The following is a 25,512-nucleotide window of genomic DNA, read 5'->3' as shown; positions in this document are numbered from 1 at the left end:
GCGGGATGGAAGGCCCGGCTGGTGGCCGGGCCCCCAGCCACAGGGGTGCGGGAAGCCGAACCCCTGACTCGTTTGGCTTCAAACAACATAGGAAGCCGCCACGCTCTGGTCAATACCTATCCGGATGGATAAATTCTTTGGCACACCCCCTTGCGGGAAGGTGGCCATCTCCATACCGTTTGGCTTCAAATGATTGACCGGGGCTTCACGACCGCGGCATCGCCCGGCGCCCCGACCAGTCTTCGCTCCGCCACCCTCCCCCCGGGCTCGACGCCCGAGAGGTGCCCCGAATCCGCCGAGGAGACATCGGTGAGCGCTCACGACACCCCATCCGTCCGCCGGCACCAGGACCGGCTCGCCGCCGAGGGCATCGACGTGGTCCGGGTGACCTACCCCGACCTCATCGGCACCGACCGCGCCCGCGACGTGCTGCTCGACCACCTGCCGTCGGCCTGCGAGCACGGCCTGGCCTTCTGCCGCGCCGTCTACCACACCACCCCGCGCGGCGACGTCGTCGCGATCCAGGGCGGCATCGATGCCGGCCTGCCCGACATCTCCGTGCGACCGGACCTGAGCACCCTCGCGCGCGTGCCCTGGGAGCCCGGCGTTGCGTGGTGTCTCGGTGACACGACCGACCCGGCGACCGGCGGCCCGGCCGCGGAGTCGCCGCGCGATCTGCTGCGCTCGGTGCTGGCCCGATGTACGGACGCGGGTCTGAGCCCGGTGGTCGGCCCGGAGCTGGAGTACTTCCTCCTCGAAGAGGACGCCACCGCGCCGAACGGCTGGCGGCGCAGCCCCACCGTCACCGGGTCCGTCTACACCGCCGGCCTGCGCGCCGACCCCGACAACCACCTGCTGCGTACCCTGCGGCAGCTGCGCGACCTCGGCATCGGCGTCATCACCGGCAACCACGAGTTCGACGGCGGCCAGTACGAGATCAACCTGACCCACTCCGACGCCCTGGACGCCGCCGACCGGGCGTTCCGCTTCAAGGCCGCTGTCAAGGAACTGGCTCGCAAGGAAGGCAAGTTGGCCACCTTCATGGCCAAACCCTCCAACGATTCGGGTGGCTCCGGCTTCCACCTGCACTTCTCCTGCGTCGACGCCGACGGCCGCAACGTCTTCGACGACCCGGCCGGCGCCTTCGGTCTCTCCGGCAACGCCCGGTACGCCATCGCCGGCATCCTCGCGCACGCCCCGGCGCTCGCCGCGCTGCTCAACCCGACCGTCAACTCGTACAAGCGCTTCGGGCCCGACACCCTCGCGCCCTGGCTGATCAACTGGGGCCTGGACAACCGAAGCGCCATGGTCCGCATCCCGCCCGAGCGCGGCTCCGGCGCCCGTCTGGAGGTACGGCTCGGAGACGCCGGCGCCAACCCGTATCTCGCGATCGCCGCGCTCACCGCCGCCGCCCTGCTCGGCGTCCAGGAGGGCAAGGAGCCGCCCGCGCCGCTGGAGGGCTACGGCTACGACCTGGAGAAGTCCCAGGTCCTGCCGATGAACCTGACCGCCGCGCTCGACGCCCTCGAAGCCGACGAAGCGCTCATCGAACTGCTGGGCAAGGACTTCACCGCGTCCTTCCTCGCCTACAAGCGCGACGAGGCCGAACGCTTCCAACGACACGTCACCGACTGGGAGTTCGCCGAGTACTCCTACCACCTCTGAGCACCCCGCAGGAGCACACCATGACGAGCACCCTGAACACCACCGACACCCACCACGCCCCCGACGACCCGATGCCGCTGGACGAGGTCGACCTCGCCGACAACGACAAGTTCCTCGACGGCGTCACCCCCTGGCGCATGTTCCACACCCTGCGCCACCAGGACCCGGTCCACTGGCAACCGGAGCCCGAGCCCAACCACGGCTTCTGGGCCGTCACCCGGCACGAGGACATCGCCCGCGTGGGACGCGACCCGCAGACCTTCACCTCCACCAAGTTCGCCAACCTCGAAGAACTCGACGACGACCAGATCAAGAAGCGCGCCTCCATCCTGGAACTGGACGGCGTACGCCACCGCGCGATGCGCAGCCTGCTACAGCGTCAGTTCGGCCAGGGCGTCATCAACGAGTACGCCGACTTCCTGCGCGGCCTGACCGCCAGCACGCTGGACACGGCCCTCGCCAAGGGCACGTTCGACTTCGTCGCCGACGTCGCCGCCGACTTCCCCATCAACGTCCTCGCCCGGCTCCTCGACGTCCCCCCGGAGGACAACCAGCAGCTCATCGACTGGGGCAACCGGATCATGGGCAACACGGACCCCGACTACGCCGATGTCCTCCTCCACAGCGAGGAGAGCGAGCAGTACAAGGATCTGCCCTTCCGCAGCCCGGCCTCGCTGGAGGTCTTCGAGTACGGACGGGACTTGGCCCGGCAGCGGCGGGGCGGCACCGGCACCGACCTGGTCTCCAGACTCATCAACCAAACCCCGCGCGACGGCGTCCCGCTCTCCGCGCAGGACTTCGACAACTACTTCCTGCTGCTGGTCGTGGCCGGCAACGAGACCACCCGGCACACCATCTCGCACTCCATGCTGGCCCTCATCCAGCACCCCGAGCAGCTGGCCAGGCTCCAGGAAGACCCCTCTCTCATCCCGGTCGCCGTCGAGGAGTTCCTGCGCTGGGCCACGCCCGTCTACCACTTCCGCCGTACCGCGACACGCGACGTCGAACTCGGCGGCAAGCGGGTGAAGGAGGGCGACAAGGTCGTCATGTGGTACGCCTCCGGCAACCGCGACGAAGAGGTCTTCGGCAACCCGTACGACTTCGACGTCACCCGCCAGGACAACGACCACCTCACCTTCGGCAAGGGCGGCCCCCACCTGTGCCTGGGCAACCTGCTCGCCCGCACCGAGATCCGCATCATGTTCGAGGAACTGATCCCGCGCCTCGCCGGCATCCGCCTCGCCGGCGACGTCCCCCGGGTCCGCTCCAACTTCGTCAACGGCATCAAGAAACTGCCGGTCGAGGTCACCCTCGCCTGACCGCCTGTACACAGAGCTGTGGCCACCCGGACGCCGGGTGCCCACAGCTCTGTGCGTTTGAGCGGCAACACTCTGATCGCGGCCGTTCGCCAAGGGCATGGTCGCACCAACTGGTCTTGCCGTTCGGGGCTCTGCCGGTCTTCCATCTCCCGGTGAGCTGGGCGACCAAGCCCGGCTCCAGCACCCCGCCACGGCACGCCTTCACCGCCTCACGGGACTCCCCCAACTCCCGTACGGCAGACCGGTCGACCCGGCACCCATCAGTTCGCCGTACCGGGGTATCCGAACGAGGCCGAAAGCATCTGACCGACCTCGACGGGAGGCCACCATGCCGCTCACGTTCCGCAAGAGTTTCCGGATCCTTCCCGGAGTGCGCCTGAACATCAACCGGCGTTCCTGGTCCATCACGACCGGTGGCGGCAGCCACGGGCCGAAGCACACCCACAGCAGCTCGGGACGTCGTACGACATCGGTTGATCTGCCCGGACCCTTCGGGTGGCGTCGGACCCGGACCGCCAAGCGTCACTGACGTTTCCACAGGTCCGTCCGGGTCCTTCACCCGAACGGACCTGCCGGAATGCGCCATCTCATATCTGAGATAGCCTCAACCTCATGGCAGACGACTACCTCGTACGCATCGGCAAGCTCATCCGTGACGCCCGGCAGCATCGGGGCTGGACACAGTCACAGCTTGCCGAGGCGCTCGGCACCAGTCAGAGCGCCGTCAACCGCATCGAGCGCGGCAACCAGAACATCAGCCTTGAGATGATCGCCCGTATCGGTGAAGCACTGGACAGCGAGATCGTCTCTCTGGGCTACGCGGGCCCGATGCATCTGCGCGTGGTCGGCGGTCGTCGGCTGTCCGGCGCCATCGACGTCAAGACGAGCAAGAACGCGTGCGTGGCCCTGCTCTGCGCCTCGCTCCTCAACAAGGGGCGCACGGTGCTGCGCAGGGTCGCCCGCATCGAGGAGGTCTACCGCCTCCTGGAGGTGCTGGGCTCCATCGGTGTCCGCACCCGGTGGATCAACGGCGGCGTCGACCTCGAACTCGTCCCGCCGGCCGAGCTGGACATGGACGCGATCGACGCCGAGGCCGCCGTCCGCACGCGCTCGATCATCATGTTCCTCGGTCCGCTGCTGCACCGCATGGACCACTTCAAGCTGCCCTACGCCGGTGGCTGCGACCTCGGCACCCGCACCATCGAGCCGCACATGATCGCGCTGCGGCGGTTCGGTCTGGAGGTCGCGGCGACCGAGAACCAGTACCACGCGCAGGTCAACCGCTCGGTCCACCCCGACCGTCCGATCGTCCTGACCGAGCGCGGCGACACGGTCACCGAGAACGCGCTGCTGGCCGCCGCCCGGTACGGCGGCGTCACCGTCATCCGCAACGCCTCCTCCAACTACATGGTCCAGGACCTGTGTTTCTTCCTGGAGGCGCTGGGTGTGCGGGTCGAGGGCATCGGCACCACGACCCTGACCGTGCACGGCGTGCCGGTCATCGACGTGGACGTCGACTACTCCCCCTCCGAGGACCCGGTCGAGGCGATGAGCCTGCTCGCCGCGGCCGTGGTGACGGAGTCGGAACTGACCGTGCGCCGGGTGCCGATCGAGTTCCTGGAGATCGAACTCGCGGTCCTGGAGGAGATGGGCCTCGACCACGACCGCACGCCGGAGTACTTCGCCGACAACGGCCGCACCCGTCTGATCGACCTGACGGTCCGCCCCTCCAAGCTGGAGGCGCCGATCGACAAGATCCACCCGATGCCGTTCCCCGGCCTGAACATCGACAACGTCCCGTTCTTCGCCGCCATCGCGGCGGTCGCGCAGGGCCAGACCCTCATCCACGACTGGGTCTACGACAACCGCGCGATCTACCTGACGGATCTGAACCGGCTGGGCGGACGTCTCCAACTCCTCGACCCCCACCGGGTGCTGGTCGAGGGGCCGACCCGCTGGCGCGCCGCCGAGATGATGTGCCCGCCGGCCCTGCGCCCCGCCGTGGTCGTCCTGCTGGCGATGATGGCGGCGGACGGCACGTCCGTACTGCGCAACGTCTATGTCATCAACCGGGGTTACGAGGATCTCGCCGAGCGGCTGAACTCGGTGGGGGCACAGATCGAGATCTTCCGGGACATTTGATACGCGGATGCCGTCGCACCCTGTCTGACCTGCCACTTAGCGGGTCAGGGAGGGGTGCAGCGGCATCTCTGGGACTTCGGGCCCGCGGTGGGCTACGGGCCACGCTCCACGGGCCCTGCCGACCGGCCACGGCTACGCGAAGATCGCGTCGATGGCGGCGCTGCCTCGTGCGCCCGCGCGGGGCAGGAAGTGGGAGTACTTCCGCAGCGTGAACCCGGGGTCGGAGTGCCCCAGCCAGCGTGCCAGGGAGACGACCGATTCGCCAGCCTCCAGTTCCTCGGAGGCGCAGAAGTGGCGCAGGGCGTGGAAGCCGTGCTCCCGGGATGGCTCCCACACGCGAGCGCCGTTTGTGTTGCCCTCCTCCAGCGGAGCGATCACGTCGGCCTCAGCCAGAGCGGGCTTCCACACGTAGGAGTTGAGGTAGTTCCGGTTGATGGCCTTCCGTTCGCGTCCTGTCACCAAGAGGCTGTAGGTCCTCGGCCGCCGGTGTTTGGCTTCCACCGCCGTCTCGGCAGGAGTCGGGTCGTCCCAAGGCAGCGTGACCGGGATCGGCGCGAACTGCTCCGTGTGCTGCTGGATGGCCCGAGCCACGCTGGACGGCAGCGGCACATCCCGTACCTTGCGGCCCTTGGGGAGGCTGAAACACAGCCTCGCCCGCACCATCTTGACCTGCCGCCGGACGTGGACGACATCCTTGGCGAAGTCGATGTCCTCCAGGGCAAGCCCGAGCGCCTCCCCCTGCCGGAGCCCAGGGCCCGCTCCGATCACAAGGAGGAGCTGTTGGCGGTCGGGCAGGGCCGCCCGTACCGCCAGCACTCGTTCGGGTGGCCATGCCTCGACCCTGCCGGGGGTGGCGGCCGGAGGACCAACCGTGCTGGACCGACATGGATTGCGTCCGAGGCGACGGTCCTCGACGGCGGCCTGGAGGATGCTGGAGAGCGTCGCCCAGACGAGACGGATCGAGGTCGGACCGAGGTCTTTCTCCGGCCGTTTCTTCCAGTGGCGCAGAGCTTCCGTGCCGATGGCGTTGAGCGGCTGGGCACCCAGGTGGGGAACGATGTGCCGACGTACCCTCTGCTCGATCCGCTCGATCCGCTCGATCGTGGACGGGTCACTGCTCTGGGTTGGCCACCAGTGGGTGGCGATCCCCCATGGTGACGCTGAGCTCGATCTTGTGGCCTCGCTCGGGCCGTCGACCAAGCTGGGCTCTGCATCGTGATCGTCGCGGCATCTCCAGCGCCGGCAGGTTTCGGGGTTCAGCTGCTGTGACTCCGAGCAAGATCGGCCGCTACGAAACTCGGGGCCAGCTCACTACGTCCTGCCCCGGTCCGGCCACTCCCATGGGAAGAGGGCCCCAAGTGGCTGGAAGGACCCCTCTTCACGAACCTGCCTCAGGACTTGGCCGCGGCGGGCAGGTCCGGTTCCGGTGTCGGAGGCAGGTTCGCCGCCCTCGGCAGGCTGAGCACCATGGTGAGGCCCCCGCCGGGTGTGTCCTCGGCGTCGAGGGTGCCGCCGATGGCCTCGGCGAAGCCGCGGGCGACCGCCAGACCGAGGCCGACGCCGGTGCCGCGCGGCGAGTCGCCGTAGCGCTGGAAGGGTTCGAAGATGCGGCCCTTGGCCTCGTCGGGGACGCCCGGACCGCGGTCCACGACGCGCACCTCCACCCGGTCCGCGATGGCGCTCGCCGACACCAGCACCGGGGTGTCCGCCGGGCTGTATTTCACCGCGTTCTCGACGATGTTGGCGACGGACCGTTCCAGGAGCCCCCGGTCGACGTCGACCATGGGCAGCGTCTCCGGGATGTCGAGTTCCACGCTGTCCGCGGGCACACCGCCGAGCGCCATGGGCACGACCTCGTCGAGGTCGGTCTCGCGGATGATCGGGGTGACCGTGCCGGTGTGCAGACGGGACATGTCGAGGAGGTTGCCGACGAGGTGGTCCAGGCGGTCGGCGCCCTCCTCGATGGCCTCCAGAAGCTCCGCCTGGTCCTCCTGCGACCACTCGACGTCGTCCGAGCGCAGGGAGGTGACCGCGGCCTTGATGCCGGCGAGGGGGGTGCGCAGGTCGTGACTGACGGCGGCGAGCAGGGCGGTGCGGATGCGGTTGCCCTCGGCCAGTTCCTTGGCCTGGTCGGCCTCCTGCCGAAGGCGTCGGCGGTCCAGGACCACGGCGGCCTGGGCGGCGAAGGCGGCGAGCACCCGCCGGTCCTCGGCGGGCAGGACCCGTCCGGTCAGCGCCAGTGCCATGTGGTCGCCGACCGACACGTCGACGTCCGCCTCGTCGGGGGTGGCGGAGGGCCGTGGGCCGACACTGCCCGCGCAGGTCCAGGGCGCCAGCTCGCTCTCCCGTTCCAGCAGGGCCGCCGACTCCATGCCGAAGGTTTCCCGGACCCGGTCGAGCAGCGCTTCCAGGCTGGTCTCGCCGCGCAGGACGTTGCCTGCCAGGAAGGAGAGAATCTCCGACTCCGCCCTCAGACGAGCGGCCTGGTGGGTGCGGCGGGCGGCCAGGTCGACGACGGAGGCCACGGAGACTGCGACGCCGACGAAGATCGCGATGGCGACGATGTTCTTCGGGTCGGCGATGGTCAGGGTGTGGACGGGTGGGGTGAAGTACCAGTTCAGGAGCAGGGAACCGGCCGCTGCCGAAGCCAGGGCGGGGAAGAGCCCGCCCAGCAGGGCCGCCGCCACCGTCATTGTCAGGAACAGCAGCATGTCGTTGGCGAGCCCCACGTCCGGGGACACACCGCTCAGCAGCCAGGTCAACAGGACGGGGCCGCCGAGGCCGACCAGCCAGCCCCACATCAGACGGGATCGTCCGAGGCGTGCGCCCCGGTTGACCGGGAGCCCGCGCCCCTTTCCGGCCTCGTCATGGGTGATGAGGTGGACGTCGAGGTCGGGTCCGGAGTCACGGGCGACCGTGGCGCCTACGCCCGGGCCGAAGGCGTACTGCCAGCCCTTGCGGCGGGAAACGCCCAGCACGATCTGGGTGGCGTTCACCCCACGCGAGAAGTCGAGCAGCGCGACGGATACGTCGTCGCCGACGACGTGGTGAAAGGTGCCGCCGAGGTCCTCGACGAGGGTGCGCTGGACGGCCAGTTCCTTCGGGGAGGCCGCGGTCAGGCCGTCGCTGCGGGAGATGTAGACGGCGAGTACCTCGCCGCCCGCGCCCTTCTCCGCGAGCCGGGCCGCGCGCCGTATCAGGGTCCGTCCCTCGGGGCCCCCGGTGAGCCCGACGACGATCCGCTCCCGTGAGCCCCAGATGGTGGAGACGCTGTGCTCGCTGCGGTACTCGGTCAGATAGGCGTCGACCCGGTCGGCAACCCACAGCAGCGCCAGCTCGCGCAGGGCCGTCAGATTGCCGGGCCGGAAGTAGTTCGACAGGGCCGCGTCGACCTTGTCCGGCTTGTAGATGTTGCCGTGCGCCATACGGCGGCGCAGCGCCGGCGGGGACATGTCGACCAGCTCGATCTGGTCGGCCCGGCGTACGACCTCGTCCGGCACGGTCTCCCGCTGCCGTACGCCCGTGATCGACTCCACGACGTCGCCGAGCGACTCCAGGTGCTGGATGTTCACCGTGGAGACGACGTTGATCCCGGCGGCCAGCAGCTCCTCCACGTCCTGCCAGCGCTTGTCGTTGCGTGAGCCGGGGACGTTGGTGTGGGCGAGCTCGTCCACGAGCGCGACATCGGGGCGGCGCGCCAGTACCGCGTCCACGTCCATCTCCGTGAAGACGCTGTCCCGGTACTCCAACTCCCGTCGCGGGATCTGCTCCAGACCGTGCAGCATCACCTCGGTGCGCGGCCGGTGGTGGTGCTCCACGAAGGCGACCACGCAGTCGGTGCCCCGCTCCACACGGCGGTGCGCCTCGGACAGCATGGCGTAGGTCTTGCCGACGCCCGGTGCCGCGCCGAGGTAGATCCGGAGCTTGCCGCGTGCCATGTTCACCCTTCGAAGCGGTAGCCCATGCCGGGCTCGGTGATCAGATAGCGGGGGTGGGCGGGATCCGCCTCCAGCTTGCGCCGCAGCTGGGCCATGTAGACCCGCAGGTAGTTGGTCTTGGTGCTCTGGGAGACGCCCCAGACTTCCTGGAGCAGCTGCTTCTGGGAGATCAGCCGTCCCGGGTTGGTGACCAGGATCTCCAGCAGATGCCATTCGGTGGGCGTGAGCCGGATGTCGCCCCCGCCCCGGCTCACCTTCTTGGCCAGCAGATCGATGGTGAATTCGGCCGTTTCGACGAGCGTCGTCCCGGGGGCGAGCGGCACCTCCTCGGTGCGGCGGACGGCGGCCCGCAGCCGGGCGAGCAGCTCGTCCATGCTGAACGGCTTGGTGATGTAGTCGTCGGCGCCCGCGTCGAGGGCGGCGACCTTCTCGTCGGACGCCTGCCGCGCGGACAACACCAGGATGGGTACGCGGGTCCAGCCGCGCAGGCCCTTGATGACGTCGACGCCGTCCATGTCGGGCAGCCCGAGGTCGAGCATCACCACGTCGGGCTGACGGGCGGCCGCGAGCCGGAGCGCGGTGGCGCCGTCGGGGGCCGCGTCGACCCCGTACTGGCGTGCCTGGAGATTGATGATGAGGGCCCGTACGAGCTGCGGGTCGTCCTCCACCACCAGCACCCGTGTCATGGGCGTGCGCCTTTCCTGTCGTACGTCGTCGGGCCGTACCGGCTTGATGACGGCGGGAGTCGGCGGGCCCGGATCGCTCCCGGACCGCCAACTCCCCTGTGGGACGTGTAACGCCATCAGCTCTTCGCCAGGAGTTCCTTGAGCGCGATGTTGAGTTCGAGCACGTTCACCCGGGGCTCGCCGATGAAGCCGAGGGTGCGGCCCTCGGTGTGGTCGTCGACCAGCTTCTGCACCTGGGCGACGGTCAGACCGTTCTTCTCGGCGATCCTGTGGACCTGGATGTCCGCGTACTGCGGGGAGATGTCCGGGTCGAGGCCGGAACCGGAGGAGGTCACCGCGTCGGCAGGCACGTCGGAGGGCTTGACCGTGTAACCGTTCACGGAGTTGTCCTCGATGACGGCCTTCTTGGCGGCGGTCACCCAGTCGATCAGGTCCTTGTTGTCGGCGGAGCGGTTGGTGGCGCCGGAGAGGATCAGCTTGTACCGGGTGTTGACGCTGTTGGTGCCGAGGCCGTTCTGCGGGCGGCCCTGGAACCACTTCAGGTCCGGCTCCGGGGTCTCCTGGCCCTTCTTCAGCGGCAGGTTGTACGCCTGTCCGATGAGGGACGAGCCGACGACCTTGCCGTCCGACGTGATCTCGGAGCCGTTGGCCTTGCCGTGGAACAGCCCCTGGGCGATACCGGTCACCACCAGCGGGTAGAGGACGCCGGTCACCAGGGTCAGCACGAGGAGGGCGCGCAGGCCCGCCCACAGCAGCCGGCCCGTGTTCGATACGGAGGTGTTCATGGCGTTCAGCCGATCCCGGGGATGAGGGAGATGAGCAGGTCGATGAGCTTGATGCCGACGAAGGGGGCGATCAGGCCTCCGATGCCGTAGATCGTGAGGTTGCGGCGGAGCATCTTGTCCGCGCTGACGGGCCGGTACTGCACGCCCTTCAGGGAGAGCGGCACCAGCGCGATGATGATCAGCGCGTTGAAGATGACCGCGGACAGGATCGCGGAGTCCGGCGAGGACAGGCCCATGATGTTGAGCTTGTCCAGGCCCGGGTAGACCGCCGCGAACAGCGCCGGGATGATCGCGAAGTACTTCGCGACGTCGTTGGCGATCGAGAACGTCGTCAACGCGCCCCGGGTGATGAGGAGTTGCTTGCCGATCTCGACGATCTCGATCAGCTTGGTCGGGTTGGAGTCGAGGTCGACCATGTTGCCGGCCTCCTTGGCGGCCGACGTACCGGTGTTCATGGCCACGCCGACGTCGGCCTGCGCCAGCGCGGGCGCGTCGTTGGTGCCGTCCCCGGTCATCGCGACGAGCTTGCCGCCGGCCTGCTCCCGCTTGATCAGGGCCATCTTGTCCTCGGGGGTGGCTTCGGCGAGGAAGTCGTCCACGCCCGCCTCCTCGGCGATCGCCTTGGCGGTGAGCGGGTTGTCACCCGTGATCATGACGGTCTTGATGCCCATGCGCCGCAGCTCGTCGAACCGCTCCCGCATGCCCTCCTTGACGACGTCCTTCAGGTGGATGACGCCCAGCACGCGGGCGCCCTCGGCGTCCTCGACCGCGACCAGCAGCGGGGTGCCGCCCGCCTCGGAGATCCGGTCGGTCAACTCCCTTGTGTCCGGGGCGACTTCGCCGCCCTGCTCCGCCACCCAGGCGATGACGGAACCGGCCGCGCCCTTGCGGATCCTGCGCACGTCGACATCCACGCCGGACATCCGGGTCTGCGCGGTGAACGCGATCCACTCGGCGCCGACCAGCTCACGCTCGCGCAGGCCGTACTTCTCCTTCGCCAGGACGACGACGGAGCGGCCCTCGGGCGTCTCGTCGGCCAGCGACGACAGTTGGGCGGCGTCGGCGAGTTCGGCCTCCGTCGTGCCGCTCACCGGCACGAACTCGGACGCCTGACGGTTGCCGAGGGTGATGGTGCCGGTCTTGTCGAGCAGCAGGGTCGACACGTCACCGGCGGCTTCGACCGCCCTGCCGGACATGGCCAGTACGTTGCGCTGGACGAGGCGGTCCATGCCCGCGATGCCGATCGCGGAGAGCAGGGCGCCGATGGTCGTCGGGATGAGGCAGACCAGCAGGGCGACCAGCACGACCATCGTCAGGTGGGTGCCCGCGTAGTCCGCGAACGGCGGCAGGGTCGCGACCGCCAGCAGGAAGACGATGGTCAGCGAGGCGAGCAGGATGTTCAGCGCGATCTCGTTGGGTGTCTTCTGCCGGGACGCGCCCTCGACCAGGCTGATCATCCGGTCGATGAAGGTCTCGCCGGGCTTCGTCGTGATCTTGACGACGATCCGGTCGGAGAGGACCTTCGTCCCGCCGGTGACAGCGCTCCGGTCCCCGCCGGACTCCCGGATGACCGGCGCCGACTCACCGGTGATCGCCGACTCGTCCACGGAGGCCACACCCTCGACGACGTCCCCGTCGCCGGGGATGACGTCGCCGGCCTCGCAGACGACCAGGTCACCGATCCGCAGCTCGGTGCCGGGCACCTGCTCCTCGGACTCCCCCACGAGCCGCCGGGCGATCGTGTCGGTCTTGGCCTTGCGCAGGGTGTCGGCCTGCGCCTTGCCACGGCCCTCGGCGACCGCCTCCGCCAGGTTGGCGAAGACCACCGTCAGCCACAGCCAGGCGCTGATGGTCCAGCCGAACCAGTCACCCGGGTCCTTGAAGGAGAAGACGGTGGTCAGCACCGAGCCAATCCACACCACGAACATCACGGGCGACTTGACCATCACTCGCGGGTCGAGCTTGCGGCAGGCGTCCGGCAGCGACTTCAGCAGCTGCTTGGGGTCGAAGAGGCCCGCGCCGACACGGCTCTCCTTGTGACCGGTCGGGACGTCCTGGTGGGGTGCGCGGGTCGGGGTGGCTGTGGACATCGAGTCCTCTTGCTTCTGCGTGTCGGTCGTCATGACGCCAGCCCCTCGGCAAGCGGACCCAGCGCGAGGGCCGGGAAGTAGGTCAGACCGGTGATGATCAGGATCGCGCCCACCAGCAGGCCGGTGAACAGCGGTTTCTCGGTGCGGAGCGTGCCCGCGGTCGCCGGGACCGGCTTCTGCTCGGCGAGCGAACCCGCCAGCGCCAGCACGAACACCATCGGCAGGAAGCGTCCCAGCACCATGGCCAGCCCCAGCGTGGTGTTGAACCACTGCGTGTCCGCGTTCAGACCGGCGAAGGCCGAGCCGTTGTTGTTGGCGGCCGAGCTGTAGGCGTACAGGATCTCGGAGAATCCGTGCGCGCCACTGTTGGTCATCGAGTGGCCCGGGGTGGGCAGGGCCATCGCGGCGGCGGTGAAGATGAGCACCAGCGCCGGGGTGATCAGGATGTAGCAGGCCGCGAACTTGATCTCACGGGTGCCGATCTTCTTGCCCAGGTACTCGGGCGTGCGGCCGACCATCAGACCGGCGATGAACACCGCGATGATCGCCATGACCAGCATGCCGTAGAGGCCGGAACCGGTACCGCCGGGCGCGATCTCGCCCAGCTGCATGCCCAGCATGATGATCCCGCCGCCCAGACCGGTGAACGAGGAGTGGAACGAGTCCACCGCTCCGGTCGAGGTCAGCGTGGTCGAGACGGCGAAGATCGACGAGGCGCCGACTCCGATGCGCTGCTCCTTGCCTTCCATCGCCCCGCCCGCGATCTGCAACGCCGGTCCGTGGTGGGCGAACTCGGTCCACATCATCAGGGCGACGAAGCCGACCCAGATGGTGGCCATGGTGGCGAGGATCGCGTAACCCTGCTTGATCGAGCCGACCATGATGCCGAAGGTGCGGGTCAGCGCGAACGGGATGACCAGCAGCAGGAAGATCTGGAAGAGGTTGGTGAAAGGGGTCGGGTTCTCGAAGGGGTGGGCGGAGTTGGCGTTGAAGTAGCCGCCGCCGTTGGTGCCGATCTCCTTGATGGCCTCCTGCGAGGCGACCGCGCCGCCGTTCCACTGCTGGTTGCCACCCATGAACTGGCCGACCTCGTGGATGCCGGCGAAGTTCTGGATGGCACCGCAGGCGACCAGGACGATCGCGGCGACGACGGAGAGCGGCAGCAGGATGCGGGTCACTCCGCGCACCAGGTCCGACCAGAAGTTGCCCAGCTCGCCGGTGCGGGAGCGGGCGAACCCACGCACCAGCGCCACCGCGACGGCGATACCGACCGCGGCCGACACGAAGTTCTGCACCGCAAGACCAGCAGTCTGCACGACGTGGCCCATGGCCTGCTCGCCGTAGTACGACTGCCAGTTGGTGTTGGTGACGAAGGACGTGGCGGTGTTGAACGCCTGATCGGGGTCGATCGCCTTGAAGCCGAGCGAGCCGGGCAGGTGGCCCTGGAGCCGCTGGAGCAGGTAGAGAAAGACGACGCTCACGGCCGAGAAGGCGAGGACGCCACGCAGGTACGCAGGCCAGCGCATCTCGGTGTTCGGGTTGGCACCGATGCCCTTGTAGATCCACTTCTCGACGCGCCAGTGCTTGTCGGAGGAGTAGACCCTGGCCATGTAGTTGCCGAGGGGGACGTAGGCGAGAGCCAGTGCCGCTATGAGCGCGAGCAGTTGGAGCACGCCGGCGAGTACGGGACCCATGCTGTGTCTCAGAACCTCTCGGGAAAGATCAGCGCGAGGACGAGATAGCCCAGCAGGGCGACGGCCACGATCAGGCCGACGATGTTCTCGGCGGTCACAGCTTCGTCACCCCCTTGGCGACGAGGGCCACCAGCGCGAACACCGCGACTGTGGCGACGACGAAGGCCAGATCGGCCATCGCGAACTCCTTGGAGAGGTTCGGAAGAGAAGCGGACAGATAGAGGAAACCCCGCCCCTGGCCGGAATCGGCCGGCCGTTGACGAGTCCCTTACGCCAGCCCCCGCACCCTTGACGCGACTCTTACGGCGGCACCTACGACGGGCTCTTACAACAGGCGGAAGCGCAGTCGGCAAATGACCGCGTCGGTCTCCCTGCGCACGGCGTGGGCGACGACCGCGCCCCGCTGGTTCTGCAGCAGCCGCTGCCACAGCCGCTCCGGCTCGGTCTCCGGGATCAGGACGGTGACCTGGGTGGCCGGCTCCGCCGCCGCGACCTCACGGACGTAAGCGGCGATGGGCCGGCCCAGGCTGCGGTGCTCGCAGGACAGCCGGACCAGCGGTACCCCGGGGTCCCACTCCGCCCAGGAGCGCTCCAGCGCGTGCAGCGCACTCCGGTCCTCGGCGTCGGGATAGCAGACGGTGACCGCGCGCACCTCGTCGCCCAGGGAGGCTGCCGCGGTCAGCGCCTCGGACGTCAGGCGGGACAGGGACGACACCGGCACGATCACCAGGGAGCGCTCGCGGTGCGGGGGCTCGGGGATCCTCCCCAGACCCAGCCGCTCCCCGATGCGGGCGTAGGCGCGGTGGACGGCGACGAAGGCCGCCACCAGCAGCGGGAGCGCAACCACGACCAGCCAGGCGCCCTCCTCGAACTTGCTGGCCGTCACGACGATCGTCGCCACACCGGTCAGCAGCGCGCCGAAGCCGTTGAGCAGCGCCTTGCCCCGCCACCCCGGCCCTCGCTCGCCCCGCCAGTGTCGGACCATGCCCACCTGCGCGATGGTGAAGCCGACGAAGACACCGATCGCGAACAGCGGCACGAGCGTGTTGGTGTCGCCGCCGGAGAACACCAGCAGCGCCGCCGAGACCACGGCCAGGGCCAGCACTCCGTGCCGGTGCACCTGACCGTCGGCCTTCAGGGCGAAGACGTGCGGGAGGTAGTTGTCGCGGGCCAGCAGCTTCAACAGCACCGGCAGACCGCCGAAGGACGTGTTCGCGGACAGCGCCAGCAGGATCATCGTGGCGAACTGGATGACGTAGAACGCCCAGTTGTGGCCGAGCGAGGCGTCCGCGAGCTGGGCGAGGACCGTGACGCCCTCCACCGGCTGGAGGTGGAAGCGGGAGATCAGTACAGACAGACCGATCAGCATCACTCCGAGCACGGCGCCGAGGGCGACCTCCGCCCGCTGGGCCCGCTTGACCCGCGGACGTCGGAAGGACGGCACCGCATTGGCGATCGCCTCGACGCCCGTCAGCGCCGAGCACCCCGAGGCGAAAGCCTTCAGCAACAGCAGCACGCCCACCGTGGTCGCGTTGTCGGCCAGGACCGACACATGCCCGTCCGCGGTGGCCGTGCTGACCGGGGCCGACCGGAACAGCCCGACGACGATCAGGACGAGGATCGAGCCGACGAACACCACGGTCGGCACGATGAACACCTTCGCCGACTCCACGATGCCCCGCAGGTTCACCGCCGTGATCAGCACGAGCACCGCCAGGCACAGCCACAGGCGGTCGCCGTACAGGGCCGGGAAGGCCGACGTCAACGCGGCCACCCCGGCGGTGACGGCGACGGCGACGTTGAGGACGTAGTCCAGAACCAGGGACGCGGCCGCCACCAGGCTCGTGCGCGCGCCCAGATGCGTCTTCGCCACGGCGTACGACCCGCCGCCGTCCGGGAAGGCCGCAATCACCTGGCGGTACGAGGCGACCAGCACCGCCAGCAGACCCGCGATGGCCAGCGTCACCGGCAGGGTGAAGCCGAGGCCGTGCCCGCCGGCCGCGGCGAGGACGAGGACGATCGCCTCGGGGCCGTAGGCCACCGACGCCATGGCGTCGAGTGAGAGGGCGGCCAGGCCGGTGACGGCGGTGAGCCGGTGGCGTTCGCCGGTATCGGGCGGCTCTTCGTCGGCGGGGGTCGCGCCCGGGTCGAGGGTCAGGACGGACATCGGTGCGTGCTCCTTCTTCCAGGGCCACGCACGAGGGCTGAGGTGCGCGCGGCGCACTCAGGGTGGGTCCGTTTCCGGCCGAGGCCGACCGTCCTTGGCGGTTTCTTCACACCGAAGCGGCCGACTTTGACGGGACCTTGACGGTGATGTGATCCAGGTGACAGAGCCGTCAGAGTGGCGTCAAAAGGGAGGCGATCCAGCCTTCCGGATCCCTACGGTCACCGTCATGGCACCCCGCAACGGCGCGCGCGGCCCCGCTGACGTGGCGTACGACCTCCGCTGGGCACGGGACGTGCGGGACTCGGTGCGCTGCGCCGGCGTGCTGCTCGTCCTGCTGCTCCTGCTCGACCGGGGCACGGGCCGGCTCACGCTCTGGCGCGGCGCCCTGTGGGTCGCGTTGGCGCTGCTGCTCTTCCTCGTACTGTGTCCCGCCCGCGTCCGGGCCGGCGAGGACTGGCTGTCCGTACGCCGGCTGCTGCGCGAACGACGTGTCCGTACGGATCTGCTGGTGTCCGTCCGCTGTCTCGACGGCGTCTCCCAACGGCTCGTGTTGCGGGACGCGTTCGGAGGCCGGGTGGAGATCGACCCCGAAGTGCTGGTGAGGAACCCGCCGTTGTGGTTCCGTCTGGAGGCGGGCGCCCATAAGGCGGCGGCCGGCGGCACGCTGCTGTGCGGGGCGACCGCGTTGCGCCGCCTTTCCCTGCGCATCGACCGCGAGACCGCACAGGCCGTCTTCAAAGTCTCCGGACTGGAGTGACGCCCCCGCAGTCATCCGGAGTCGTCCCGGCCTGTTCCGCGCAAGGCAGCGATACGACCATCGTCAGGCCGCCACCCGGGGTGTCCTCGGGGGCGAGGGTCCCGTTCATCGCCTCGGTCAGGCCCCGGGCCAGGGCGAGCCCCAGGCCGAGTCCGGTGCTGTTGTCGGTGTCCCCGAGCCGCTGGAACGGCTCGAAGAGCCGCTCCCGGCCGTCGGCGGGAAGGCCGGGCCCCCGGTCGACGACCCGTAGCTCCACGCGTCCCGCCAGGGCGCTGGCCGTGACCAGTACCTTCTGCCCGGGCGGCGTGTGCCGGGCCGCGTTGCCGACCAGGTTGGCGACGACGCGCTCCAGCAACGGCGGATCGGCCAGCACCGCCGGGATCCGCTCCACGTCCCGCGCCTCGGCCACCGGCACGTCCGCAAGCGCCGTCGGGAGCACCTCCTCCAGGGTCGTGGCCCGCAGGGTCAGCGTGAGGACGCCGGCCTCCAGGCGGCTGAGGTCGAGGAGGTTCTCCACCAGGCGGCTGAGCTTGGCCATGGACTCGTCGGCGGTGGCGAGGAGTTCGTCGCGGTCCTCCGGGGTGAACTCCACGTCCCGGCTGCGCAGCGAGGTGACGGCCGCCCAGCCGGCGGCGAGCGGGGTGCGCAGATCGTGTCCAACGGCCCGCAGCAGCGCCGTACGCATCCGGTCGGCGGCCTTCACGGGCTCCACCTCGGCCGCCGCATCGGCCAGCCGGGCCCGCTCGACGGCGGACCCCACGTGCGCGGCGAACGCGGCGAGCACGCGCCGCTCGGAGGACGACAGCGTGCGCCCTCGCAGCAGCAGATACGCACCGGGACCGGCGGGCACAACGGTCGCGCGGTCGCTGTCGGGTGGTTCGTCGACGAGTTCCGCCGAGTCCATGCCGAAGGTCTCGCGGGTACGTTCCAGCAGGGCCGGGATGGTCGCGCCGCCGCGCACGATGCTGCCGGCCAGGGACGACATGGTCTCGGCCTCGGCGGTGGCCCGGGCCGAGCGGCGGGACAGACGCAGCGAGCGGTCGACGACGGCGGCCACGGTGACGGCCACCGCCGCGAACACTCCGAGCGCGAGGAGCGCGTTGGGGTCCTCGAGCGTGAACTCGCCGATGGGCGGGATGAACCAGTAGTTCAGCAGCAGGGACGCCGTCACCGACGCGATCAGCGCCGACACGACCCCGCCAATGCAGGCCACCCCCACCACCGTGAGCAGGAACAGCAGCGCCTCGCTCGTCAGGTTCACCGTGCCCCGCACCTGTGCGAGGACGAGCGTCAGCAGCACCGGCAGCGCCAGTCCCGCCACCGGCCCCGCGATCAGCCGGGCGGTGGACAGGGTGCGGCGGCGGGACGACAGCAGGGTGCCGCGGCCGGCGCGCTCGTGGGTGACCCGGTGCACGTCGATGTCCCCGGACAACTCGGTCACGGTCTCCCCCGTGCCAGGTCCGGTCAGGAAACGCTCGAGGCGGCCCCGGCGGCTGGTGCCCAGCACCAGCTGAGTGGCGTTCTCGGCGCGGGCGAACTCCACCAGCGTGGTGGCGACGGCGTCCCCGACGACGGAGTGGTAGCTGCCCCCGAGGTCCTCCACCAGCCGCCGCTGCCGGGCCAGCGAGGCGTGCGAGACACCGGCGGCCAGACCGTCGCTGCGGGCCACATGCACGGCGAGCAGGTCGCCCCCGGCCGACCGGGCGGCGATGCGGGCGGCCCGCCGGACGAGCGTGTCCCCCTCCGGCCCGCCCGTGAGCGCGACGACCACCCGCTCCCGGGTCTCCCACACGCCGCCGATGGAGTGCTCGGCGCGGTAGGTCTGGAGCGCCTCGTCGACCCGGTCCGCCACCCACAGCAGGGCCAGTTGCCGCAGCGCGGTCAAATTGCCCGGCCGGAAGTAGTTCGCGAGGGCCGCGTCGACCTTCTCGGGCGTGTAGACGTTGCCGTGGGCCATACGGCGCCGCAGGCCCTCCGGGGGCATGTCCACCAGCTCGACCTGATGGGCCCGCCGGACGACGTCGTCGGGCACCGTCTCGTGCTGCGGCACCCCGGTGATCTTCTCCACGACGTCGTTGAGGGAGGCCAGGTGCTGGATGTTCAGCGCCGTGACGACGTCGATTCCGGCGGCGAGCAGCACTTCGATGTCCTGCCAGCGCTTGGTGTTGCGGCCGTCACCGGGGACGTTGCTGTGGGCGAACTCGTCGACGATCGCCACCTGCGGGCGGCGGGCCAGCACCGCGGCGAGGTCCATCTCCTCGAACCGCCCACCGCGGTAGCGGCAGCGGGCGCGGGGAACGACCTCCAGGCCGTCCAGCATCGCCTCCGTGCGCGGCCGGCCGTGACACTCGGCGAAGCCGACCACGACATCCGCACCACGGGCGGCCCGACGCCGCCCCTCGTCGAGCATCCGGTAGGTCTTGCCCACCCCTGGGGCCGCCCCCAGGTAGACCTTCAGCCGTCCGGCCCGTACGTCACCACTCATCGCCGCCGACGTGCTCCGCTCACTGGCTCAACTCCCTCGGGAGGCGGGTTACTTCTCTCTACCGAAGCGTTTCCGGTGACCGCCCGGGGCGGTTGTTAGCGCTTCCTTGGCGCCGATCACGGCGACCTTGACACTGTCTTGACATCCCTTGGCCGGATAGGGTGAAGGCGGTGTGCCGGGAAGTCTGGTCGGCCGGGGAGCCACGGTGGCTCTCTTCGAGGCTTCCCGGGGACGGTCAGCATGCGCAGCGTGGGTACGGTTCTGGCACTGGTCGTCCTGGCCACGGTCGTGGCGACTTTCGCCCGCCGGTGGCGCATTCCCGCGCCTTCCCTGCTCGTCGTCGCCGGCCTCGCCGTGGCACTGCTGCCGGGCACCCCGGAGATCGGGATCAGCCCGGAGATCATCGGCCTGGTCGTGCTGCCTCCGCTGCTGTACGCCAGTGCGGAGGAACTGTCCTGGCGTGAACTGCGCGCGGTGTGGAAGCCGGTCGGGATCCTCGCGATCGGCCTGGTAGTGGCCTCTGCGGCGGCCGTCGGCTGGGTGGCCTCGCTGGTCACTCCCCTGTCATGGCAGATGGCGTTCGTGCTCGGCGCGATCCTGGCCAGCACCGACCCGGTCGCGGTCACGGCCCTGGGCCGACGGCTCGCGCTGCCGCCGAAGGTGCAGATGCTGGTGCAGGCGGAGAGCCTGTTCAACGACGCGACCTCGCTCGTCCTGTACCGCGTCGCGGTAAGCGTCGCCGTGGCCACCGCGGCGGTCGGCTGGGACTCGGCAGGCAGTGAGTTCGTGGTGCTCGCGGGCGGCGGCACGCTCATAGGCGCCGCGATCGCCGGGGTGGTCGCGCTGATCCGACGGCGCACCGAGGACCCGGTGCTGGAGACGGTGATTGCCCTGGTCACGCCGTACGCCGCCTATGTCCTCGCGGAGGTGGCGCACACCTCCGGGGTCACGTCCGTGGTGGTCGCGGGCGTGGTCCTCGGCGGCCGCGGCGACCGGCTGACCACCGCCCGCATCCGGCTCCAACTGCACGCCGTCTACGGCACCGTGGTGTTCCTCTTGGAGAGCGTGGTGTTCTCGCTCATCGGCCTGGCCCTGCCCGCACAGGTGCAGGCACTGGACGACGGCGACCGGGCCTGGCCGCTGTACGCCCTCGCGGTGGCGGGCACGCTGATCGCGGTACGGCTCCTGTGGCTGGCGCCGCTGTCGGCCGTGGTCCAGCGCAAGGGCGGCATCCAGCGCATGAACTGGCGGGTCCCGCTGGTGCTGACCTGGGCCGGCACCCGGGGCGTCGTGCCACTCGCGGCGGCCCTGTCCATCCCCGAGACCACGAAGGCGGGCGCGGCGCTGGCGGACCGCCCCCTGGTCCTGGTCCTGACCACGTCGGTCGTCGTCGTCACCCTCGTCGTCCAGGGCTTCACCCTCGCTCCCGTCGTGCGCCGCTCCGGCATCGCCCTGGAGCCCGACCACACCGAGCGCGAGGAAGCCTCCGCCCGATGCCGCCTGGCCGACGCGGGCATCCGCCGTCTGGAGGAGCTCTCGGAGCTCGAAGCCGTACCGGACGTCGTCCTCGACCGCCTCCGCAGGGGCCTCACCGCCCGCCTCGACGACGCCCGCGACCGCCTCACCGACGACCACAACACGGCCGAATCCGCCGACCTCGTCTACCGCCAGCTGCGCCGCGACCTGATCGCCGTGGAAGCGACGGAACTGCAACGCCTCTACGACGACCACGCCATCAGCGACACGACGCGGAGAAGGCTCCAGCGCTCCCTCGATCTGGAAGAGGCACGGCTGGCGGACGTCTGAGCAGCGCTCAGCGGAACTCGGCCAGCCGGGGCCGAAGTCCGAGTGCGGTCAGCAGCATCGCGGCAAGCAGCAGCCCGCCCGCCCACGGCAGCGACCCGCCCACCGCCGACCGACCGGCCCGCCCGCACGGACGGACAGTTGGAGATCCGCCACGCGCGGCGTCGAGGCCCATCCGCTGGAGACCCCCGTACGGCCCAATCCTCACCCGCACCGCCGAAACAGCCACTCCTTGATGTGCCACCGGCGTTCGCGCGGCCGGTCTTAACGCAACCCTGACGCGAACGTGTGATCCATCCCCCGGCCTTCACGTCACGCTCTGCATACGCTGATGCCGCCGTCCGCGTGATGGCCGAAGCCCACGCCGAGCCGCACACCAGGAGAGCACGCCGATGGCCGTCACCGAACACCCACCGTCGAGCCGTCTGCGGACGTGGATGCTTCAGGGCCTGTCCGACATGGGCAGGAGTGGTGGCCACACGGGCCCGCACGCGGAACCAGAGCCCCCGCACAAGGGCCAGCGCTGGTGGCGCGTGATGTGTCTGACCGGTGTGGACTACTTCTCCACCCTCGGTTACCAGCCGGGCATCGCTGCCCTGGCAGCCGGTCTGCTGTCGCCGGTCGCGACCATCGTGCTCGTCATAGTCACCCTGGCCGGCGCCCTGCCGGTCTACCGGCGCGTCGCCGAGGAGAGCCCGCACGGCGAGGGTTCGATCGCGATGCTGGAGCGGCTGCTGTCCTTCTGGAAGGGCAAGCTGTTCGTCCTGACCCTGCTGGGCTTCGCCGCCACCGACTTCCTGATCACCATCACCCTCTCGGCGGCGGACGCCTCGACCCACCTCGTCGAGAACCCGCACCTGGAAAGCACCCTGCACGACAAGCAGGTGCTGATCACCCTGATCCTGGTCGCCCTGCTCGGCGCGGTGTTCCTCAAGGGCTTCCTGGAGGCCATCGGCGTCGCGGTCGTCCTGGTGGGCCTCTACCTCGCGCTGAACGTCGTGGTGGTCATCGTCGGCGTGTGGCACGTCGCCACCGCCGGACACCTGATCACCGACTGGTCCAGCGCGCTGACCGCCGAGCACGGCAACATCTTCGCCATGGTCGGCGTCGCCCTCCTGGTCTTCCCCAAGCTCGCGCTCGGCCTGTCCGGCTTCGAGACCGGCGTCGCCGTCATGCCGCACGTGAGGGGCGACGACGGCGACACGGAGGAGCACCCCGGGGGCCGCATCCGCGACACCAAGAAACTGCTGACGGCCGCCGCTCTCATCATGAGCGTCTTCCTCATCGCCACCAGCTTCATCACCACCCTCCTCATCCCGGAGAAGGAGTTCGAGTCGGGTGGCAAGGCCAACGGACGCGCCCTCGCCTACCTGGCCCACGAATACCTGGGCAGCGCCTTCGGCACGGTCTACGACATCTCGACGATCGCCATCCTGTGGTTCGCGGGCGCCTCGGCCATGGCCGGGCTGCTGAACCTGATGCCGCGCTACCTGCCCCGCTACGGCATGGCCCCGCACTGGGCGCGGGCCGTCCGCCCGATGGTGATCGTCTTCACCCTCATCGGCTTCCTCGTCACGTGGGTCTTCGACGCCGACGTCGAGGCGCAGGGCGGCGCCTACGCCACCGGCGTGCTGGTGCTCATCAGCTCAGCGGCGATCGCGGTCACCATCGCCGCCCACAAGGCCGGCCAGCGGAACTGGACGATCGGCTTCGCCGTCATCTCGGCGGTGTTCCTCTACGTCACCGTCGCGAACGTCATCGAACGCCCCGACGGCGTGAAGATCGGCGCCTGCTTCATCGCCGGCATCATCCTGGTCTCCCTGCTGTCCCGGCTGGCCCGAGCCTTCGAGCTGCGCGTGACGAGCGTGACGCTGGACGACATGGCGGAACGTTTCGTCCGGGACATGGCCAGCCGGAAGATGCGGTTCATCGCCAACGAGCCCGACCAGCGGGACAAGGCCGAGTACCGCGACAAGATCGAACAGATCCGGGCCGACAACAACATGCCGGAGCAGGAGGACTTCGTCTTCGTCGAGGTGACGCTGACGGATCCCTCCGAGTTCGAGGCGGACCTGACGGTACGCGGCGAGGTCCTGCACAACCGCTACCGGGTACTGACCCTGGAGTCCGCCTCCATCCCCAACGCCCTCGCCGCGCTGCTCCTCCACACCCGCGACGAGACGGGGTGCATCCCGCACATCTACTTCGAGTGGACCGAGGGCAACCCGTTCGCCAACTTCCTCCGCTTCTTCCTCTTCGGCCAGGGCGAGGTCGCCCCGGTCACCCGAGAGGTCCTGCGCGAGGCGGAACCGGACCGCGCCCGCCGCCCCCGCGTCCACACCGGCTGAATCCGGCGCCCGCGTCAGGATCCCGTAAGGATTCGCCCGCACGGCGTCAGGACCCCGTCAGTGGCAGTCTCCCGGCCCCGCACAACCGCCTAGCGTCAGCGGCATGACGCAGACGGACCCGTGGGCCCCGGTCGGCGACCGCGACTGGCGCGGCAGTGCCCGACTGGCAACGACCTGCGCCCTTGTGTTCTGCGCCCTCTCCCTGCTCGTGGACTGGGACGCGGGCAGCCTGACGCTCCTGCGAGCCCTGCTGTGGCTGACCTTGTCCAGCACCGCCTTCGCCGTCCTGCTCCCGCCCCGGGTAACCGCGGGCCCCGGCTGGCTGGCGGTACACACCCCTTGGCACAGGCACATCGTGCGTACGGACGCGCTGGTGGCAGTACGGCAGTACGGCAGCGTCTCCTCGCATCTGATCCTGCGCGACACCCACGGCGGGCGCCTCGAACTCGACCCCCGCGTCCTCGCCGCCAACCCCCTGATCTGGCACGAGCTCGACACCGGGGTCCACCGCTCCATCGAACGCGGCACGCTTCTCCAAGGCGCGGACGTCCTGGAACAGCTCGGCCACCGGATCGACGACGAGACCGCGCGTGCGGTCCTGAGGGCGTCCGGGCTCTCCTGACGCCCGGCTGAAATGACACAAATAATTGTTATCTCAGTTGGAGATGGTACCTTCGAAGACGTGCCGAACGACGCTCAACTGCTCTTCGCCGACCACGTCGGCCGCTTCTACGCCCGGCAGTACGGCTTCCCGCCCATGGCCGGGCGCCTGCTGGGCCACCTCCTCGTCTGCGATCCGCCACAGCAGACGATCGACGAGCTGGGAGAAGCCCTGCTGGCGAGCCGCAGCGCCATCACCGGCGCGGTCAAACTGCTCGAGAACTACGGGATGGCCCGGCGCACCCGCACTGCCGGTGAGCGCATGGACCGGGTGAGCCTGAACCCGGACAGCCGGCAGCCGCAGAACTTCGACGCCGCCCTCCACCACGAACATGCCGCGCTGTTCCGGGAGGGCCTGGCTCTCCTCGCCGACGCCCCGCCGGAGCGCCGCGCCCCGCTGGAGGAGATGGTCGCGCTGGCCGAGTTCCTCGCCGAGCGCCTGCCGCGGCTGGTCGAGGAGTGGGAGGGACACCGCGACGAACTGCGCGCCTCGGGACAACTGGTCGACCCCCGCGAACAGTCCCGCACAGAGAGGTTCCCCTGATGACCGAGCACGACCCGACCGCCCTGTCCGCCCTACGGGAGCGGGCAGAGCACGGCGCCCCCGGAGCGGTCGACGAGCTGATCGAGCTCGCCGTCGAACTCGGCGACATGAACGAGCTGCGCCGCCTCGCGGCGGCGGGCAACTCCGACGCGACCGACGAGCTCATCCAACTCGCCGCAGAGCAGGGCGACCTCGAAGAACTTCGGCGCCTTTCCGACGGCGGCAACGCCACGGCCACCGACCAGCTGATCGAACTCGCCACCGAACACGACAACGTGGATGAGCTACGGCGCCTCGCCGACGGCGGCAACGCCACCGCGGCCGAGCAGCTCGCAGAACTGACCGCCGGCTGACGTCCGTCTGCAGGCGGGCCGTCGTGAGACGCCGGCCCGCCCAGGGATACCCAACGGCGACACCTGCACCCCTGAG

At 69.8% G+C, this 25,512-nt stretch carries 19 protein-coding genes; 10 read left to right on the top strand and 9 right to left on the bottom strand.

The window, feature by feature from the left end; genetic code table 11:
• Window positions 1-309 precede the first annotated feature (309 nt).
• The 4 genes from ACZ48Z_RS25745 (at window position 310) to ACZ48Z_RS25730 (ending at window position 5,126) form a co-directional block, all read left to right on the top strand.
• Window positions 310-1,665, top strand: a complete 1,356-nt coding sequence (locus ACZ48Z_RS25745) for a glutamine synthetase family protein (protein ID WP_468738235.1) — start codon at window positions 310-312, stop codon at window positions 1,663-1,665.
• 20 nt (window positions 1,666-1,685) lie between these two features.
• A complete protein-coding gene (locus ACZ48Z_RS25740) occupies window positions 1,686-2,984 on the top strand; it encodes a cytochrome P450 (protein ID WP_468738234.1) in 1,299 nt (432 codons plus the stop codon).
• A gap of 328 nt (window positions 2,985-3,312) precedes the next feature.
• Window positions 3,313-3,513 (top strand): DUF4236 domain-containing protein, encoded by a 201-nt coding sequence (locus ACZ48Z_RS25735; protein WP_389097770.1) that lies wholly within the window; start codon window positions 3,313-3,315, stop codon window positions 3,511-3,513.
• Window positions 3,514-3,596: 83 nt separating this feature from the next.
• Entirely contained in the window at window positions 3,597-5,126 is a 1,530-nt protein-coding gene (locus ACZ48Z_RS25730; RefSeq protein ID WP_468738233.1) for a helix-turn-helix domain-containing protein, read from the top strand.
• A 132-nt stretch (window positions 5,127-5,258) separates the two neighbouring features.
• Here the strand turns inward: ACZ48Z_RS25730 and ACZ48Z_RS25725 are convergent, their stop codons facing one another.
• The 8 genes from ACZ48Z_RS25725 to ACZ48Z_RS25690 all read right to left on the bottom strand — a co-directional run bounded on the left by ACZ48Z_RS25725 (window position 5,259) and on the right by ACZ48Z_RS25690 (window position 16,486).
• A complete protein-coding gene (locus tag ACZ48Z_RS25725; protein ID WP_468738232.1) occupies window positions 5,259-6,326 on the bottom strand; it encodes a tyrosine-type recombinase/integrase in 1,068 nt (355 codons plus the stop codon).
• A gap of 191 nt (window positions 6,327-6,517) precedes the next feature.
• A complete protein-coding gene (locus ACZ48Z_RS25720; protein ID WP_468738231.1) occupies window positions 6,518-9,064 on the bottom strand; it encodes a DUF4118 domain-containing protein in 2,547 nt (848 codons plus the stop codon).
• A gap of 2 nt (window positions 9,065-9,066) precedes the next feature.
• Window positions 9,067-9,750: a response regulator gene (locus tag ACZ48Z_RS25715; protein WP_468738230.1), complete on the bottom strand. Its 684-nt coding sequence runs from the start codon at window positions 9,748-9,750 to the stop codon at window positions 9,067-9,069.
• A gap of 116 nt (window positions 9,751-9,866) precedes the next feature.
• Entirely contained in the window at window positions 9,867-10,535 is a 669-nt protein-coding gene (locus ACZ48Z_RS25710) for a potassium-transporting ATPase subunit C (protein WP_468738229.1), read from the bottom strand.
• 5 nt (window positions 10,536-10,540) lie between these two features.
• On the bottom strand, window positions 10,541-12,658 hold the full coding sequence (kdpB, locus tag ACZ48Z_RS25705) for a potassium-transporting ATPase subunit KdpB (RefSeq protein ID WP_468738228.1): 2,118 nt from the start codon (window positions 12,656-12,658) through the stop codon (window positions 10,541-10,543).
• Window positions 12,655-14,319 (bottom strand): potassium-transporting ATPase subunit KdpA, encoded by a 1,665-nt coding sequence (gene kdpA / locus ACZ48Z_RS25700; RefSeq protein WP_468738227.1) that lies wholly within the window; start codon window positions 14,317-14,319, stop codon window positions 12,655-12,657. Before kdpA ends, kdpB begins: the two co-directional genes overlap by 4 nt.
• Window positions 14,320-14,327: 8 nt before the next feature.
• Complete coding sequence (gene kdpF, locus ACZ48Z_RS25695; RefSeq protein WP_037659531.1) at window positions 14,328-14,417, bottom strand: K(+)-transporting ATPase subunit F; 90 nt, start codon at window positions 14,415-14,417, stop codon at window positions 14,328-14,330.
• 227 nt (window positions 14,418-14,644) lie between these two features.
• A complete protein-coding gene (locus ACZ48Z_RS25690) occupies window positions 14,645-16,486 on the bottom strand; it encodes an APC family permease (RefSeq protein ID WP_468738226.1) in 1,842 nt (613 codons plus the stop codon).
• 226 nt (window positions 16,487-16,712) lie between these two features.
• Between ACZ48Z_RS25690 and ACZ48Z_RS25685 the strand changes: the two genes are divergently transcribed.
• Window positions 16,713-17,243 (top strand): hypothetical protein, encoded by a 531-nt coding sequence (locus ACZ48Z_RS25685; RefSeq protein WP_468738225.1) that lies wholly within the window; start codon window positions 16,713-16,715, stop codon window positions 17,241-17,243.
• Here the strand turns inward: ACZ48Z_RS25685 and ACZ48Z_RS25680 are convergent.
• The gene (locus tag ACZ48Z_RS25680) at window positions 17,221-19,728 is read right to left on the bottom strand and encodes a sensor histidine kinase (protein WP_468738224.1); all 2,508 of its coding nucleotides are present in this window, start codon (window positions 19,726-19,728) and stop codon (window positions 17,221-17,223) included. The genes ACZ48Z_RS25685 and ACZ48Z_RS25680 overlap by 23 nt on opposite strands.
• Window positions 19,729-19,968: 240 nt before the next feature.
• On the opposite strand from ACZ48Z_RS25680, the gene ACZ48Z_RS25675 reads away from it, so the two are divergent.
• The 5 genes from ACZ48Z_RS25675 (at window position 19,969) to ACZ48Z_RS25655 (ending at window position 25,436) form a co-directional block, all read left to right on the top strand.
• Window positions 19,969-21,534, top strand: a complete 1,566-nt coding sequence (locus tag ACZ48Z_RS25675) for a Na+/H+ antiporter (RefSeq protein ID WP_468738223.1) — start codon at window positions 19,969-19,971, stop codon at window positions 21,532-21,534.
• A gap of 389 nt (window positions 21,535-21,923) precedes the next feature.
• Window positions 21,924-23,879 (top strand): APC family permease, encoded by a 1,956-nt coding sequence (locus ACZ48Z_RS25670; RefSeq protein WP_468738222.1) that lies wholly within the window; start codon window positions 21,924-21,926, stop codon window positions 23,877-23,879.
• Window positions 23,880-23,982: 103 nt separating this feature from the next.
• Entirely contained in the window at window positions 23,983-24,501 is a 519-nt protein-coding gene (locus ACZ48Z_RS25665) for a hypothetical protein (protein ID WP_468738221.1), read from the top strand.
• A gap of 60 nt (window positions 24,502-24,561) precedes the next feature.
• Entirely contained in the window at window positions 24,562-25,083 is a 522-nt protein-coding gene (locus ACZ48Z_RS25660) for a GbsR/MarR family transcriptional regulator (RefSeq protein WP_468738220.1), read from the top strand.
• On the top strand, window positions 25,083-25,436 hold the full coding sequence (locus ACZ48Z_RS25655; protein WP_468738219.1) for a hypothetical protein: 354 nt from the start codon (window positions 25,083-25,085) through the stop codon (window positions 25,434-25,436). The genes ACZ48Z_RS25660 and ACZ48Z_RS25655 overlap by 1 nt, the downstream gene beginning before the upstream one ends.
• The last annotated feature ends 76 nt before the right edge of the window (window positions 25,437-25,512 follow it).

Source organism: Streptomyces sp. NPDC031225 (assembly GCF_055570355.1).
This window is presented reverse-complemented; position numbering and strand designations above follow the sequence as displayed.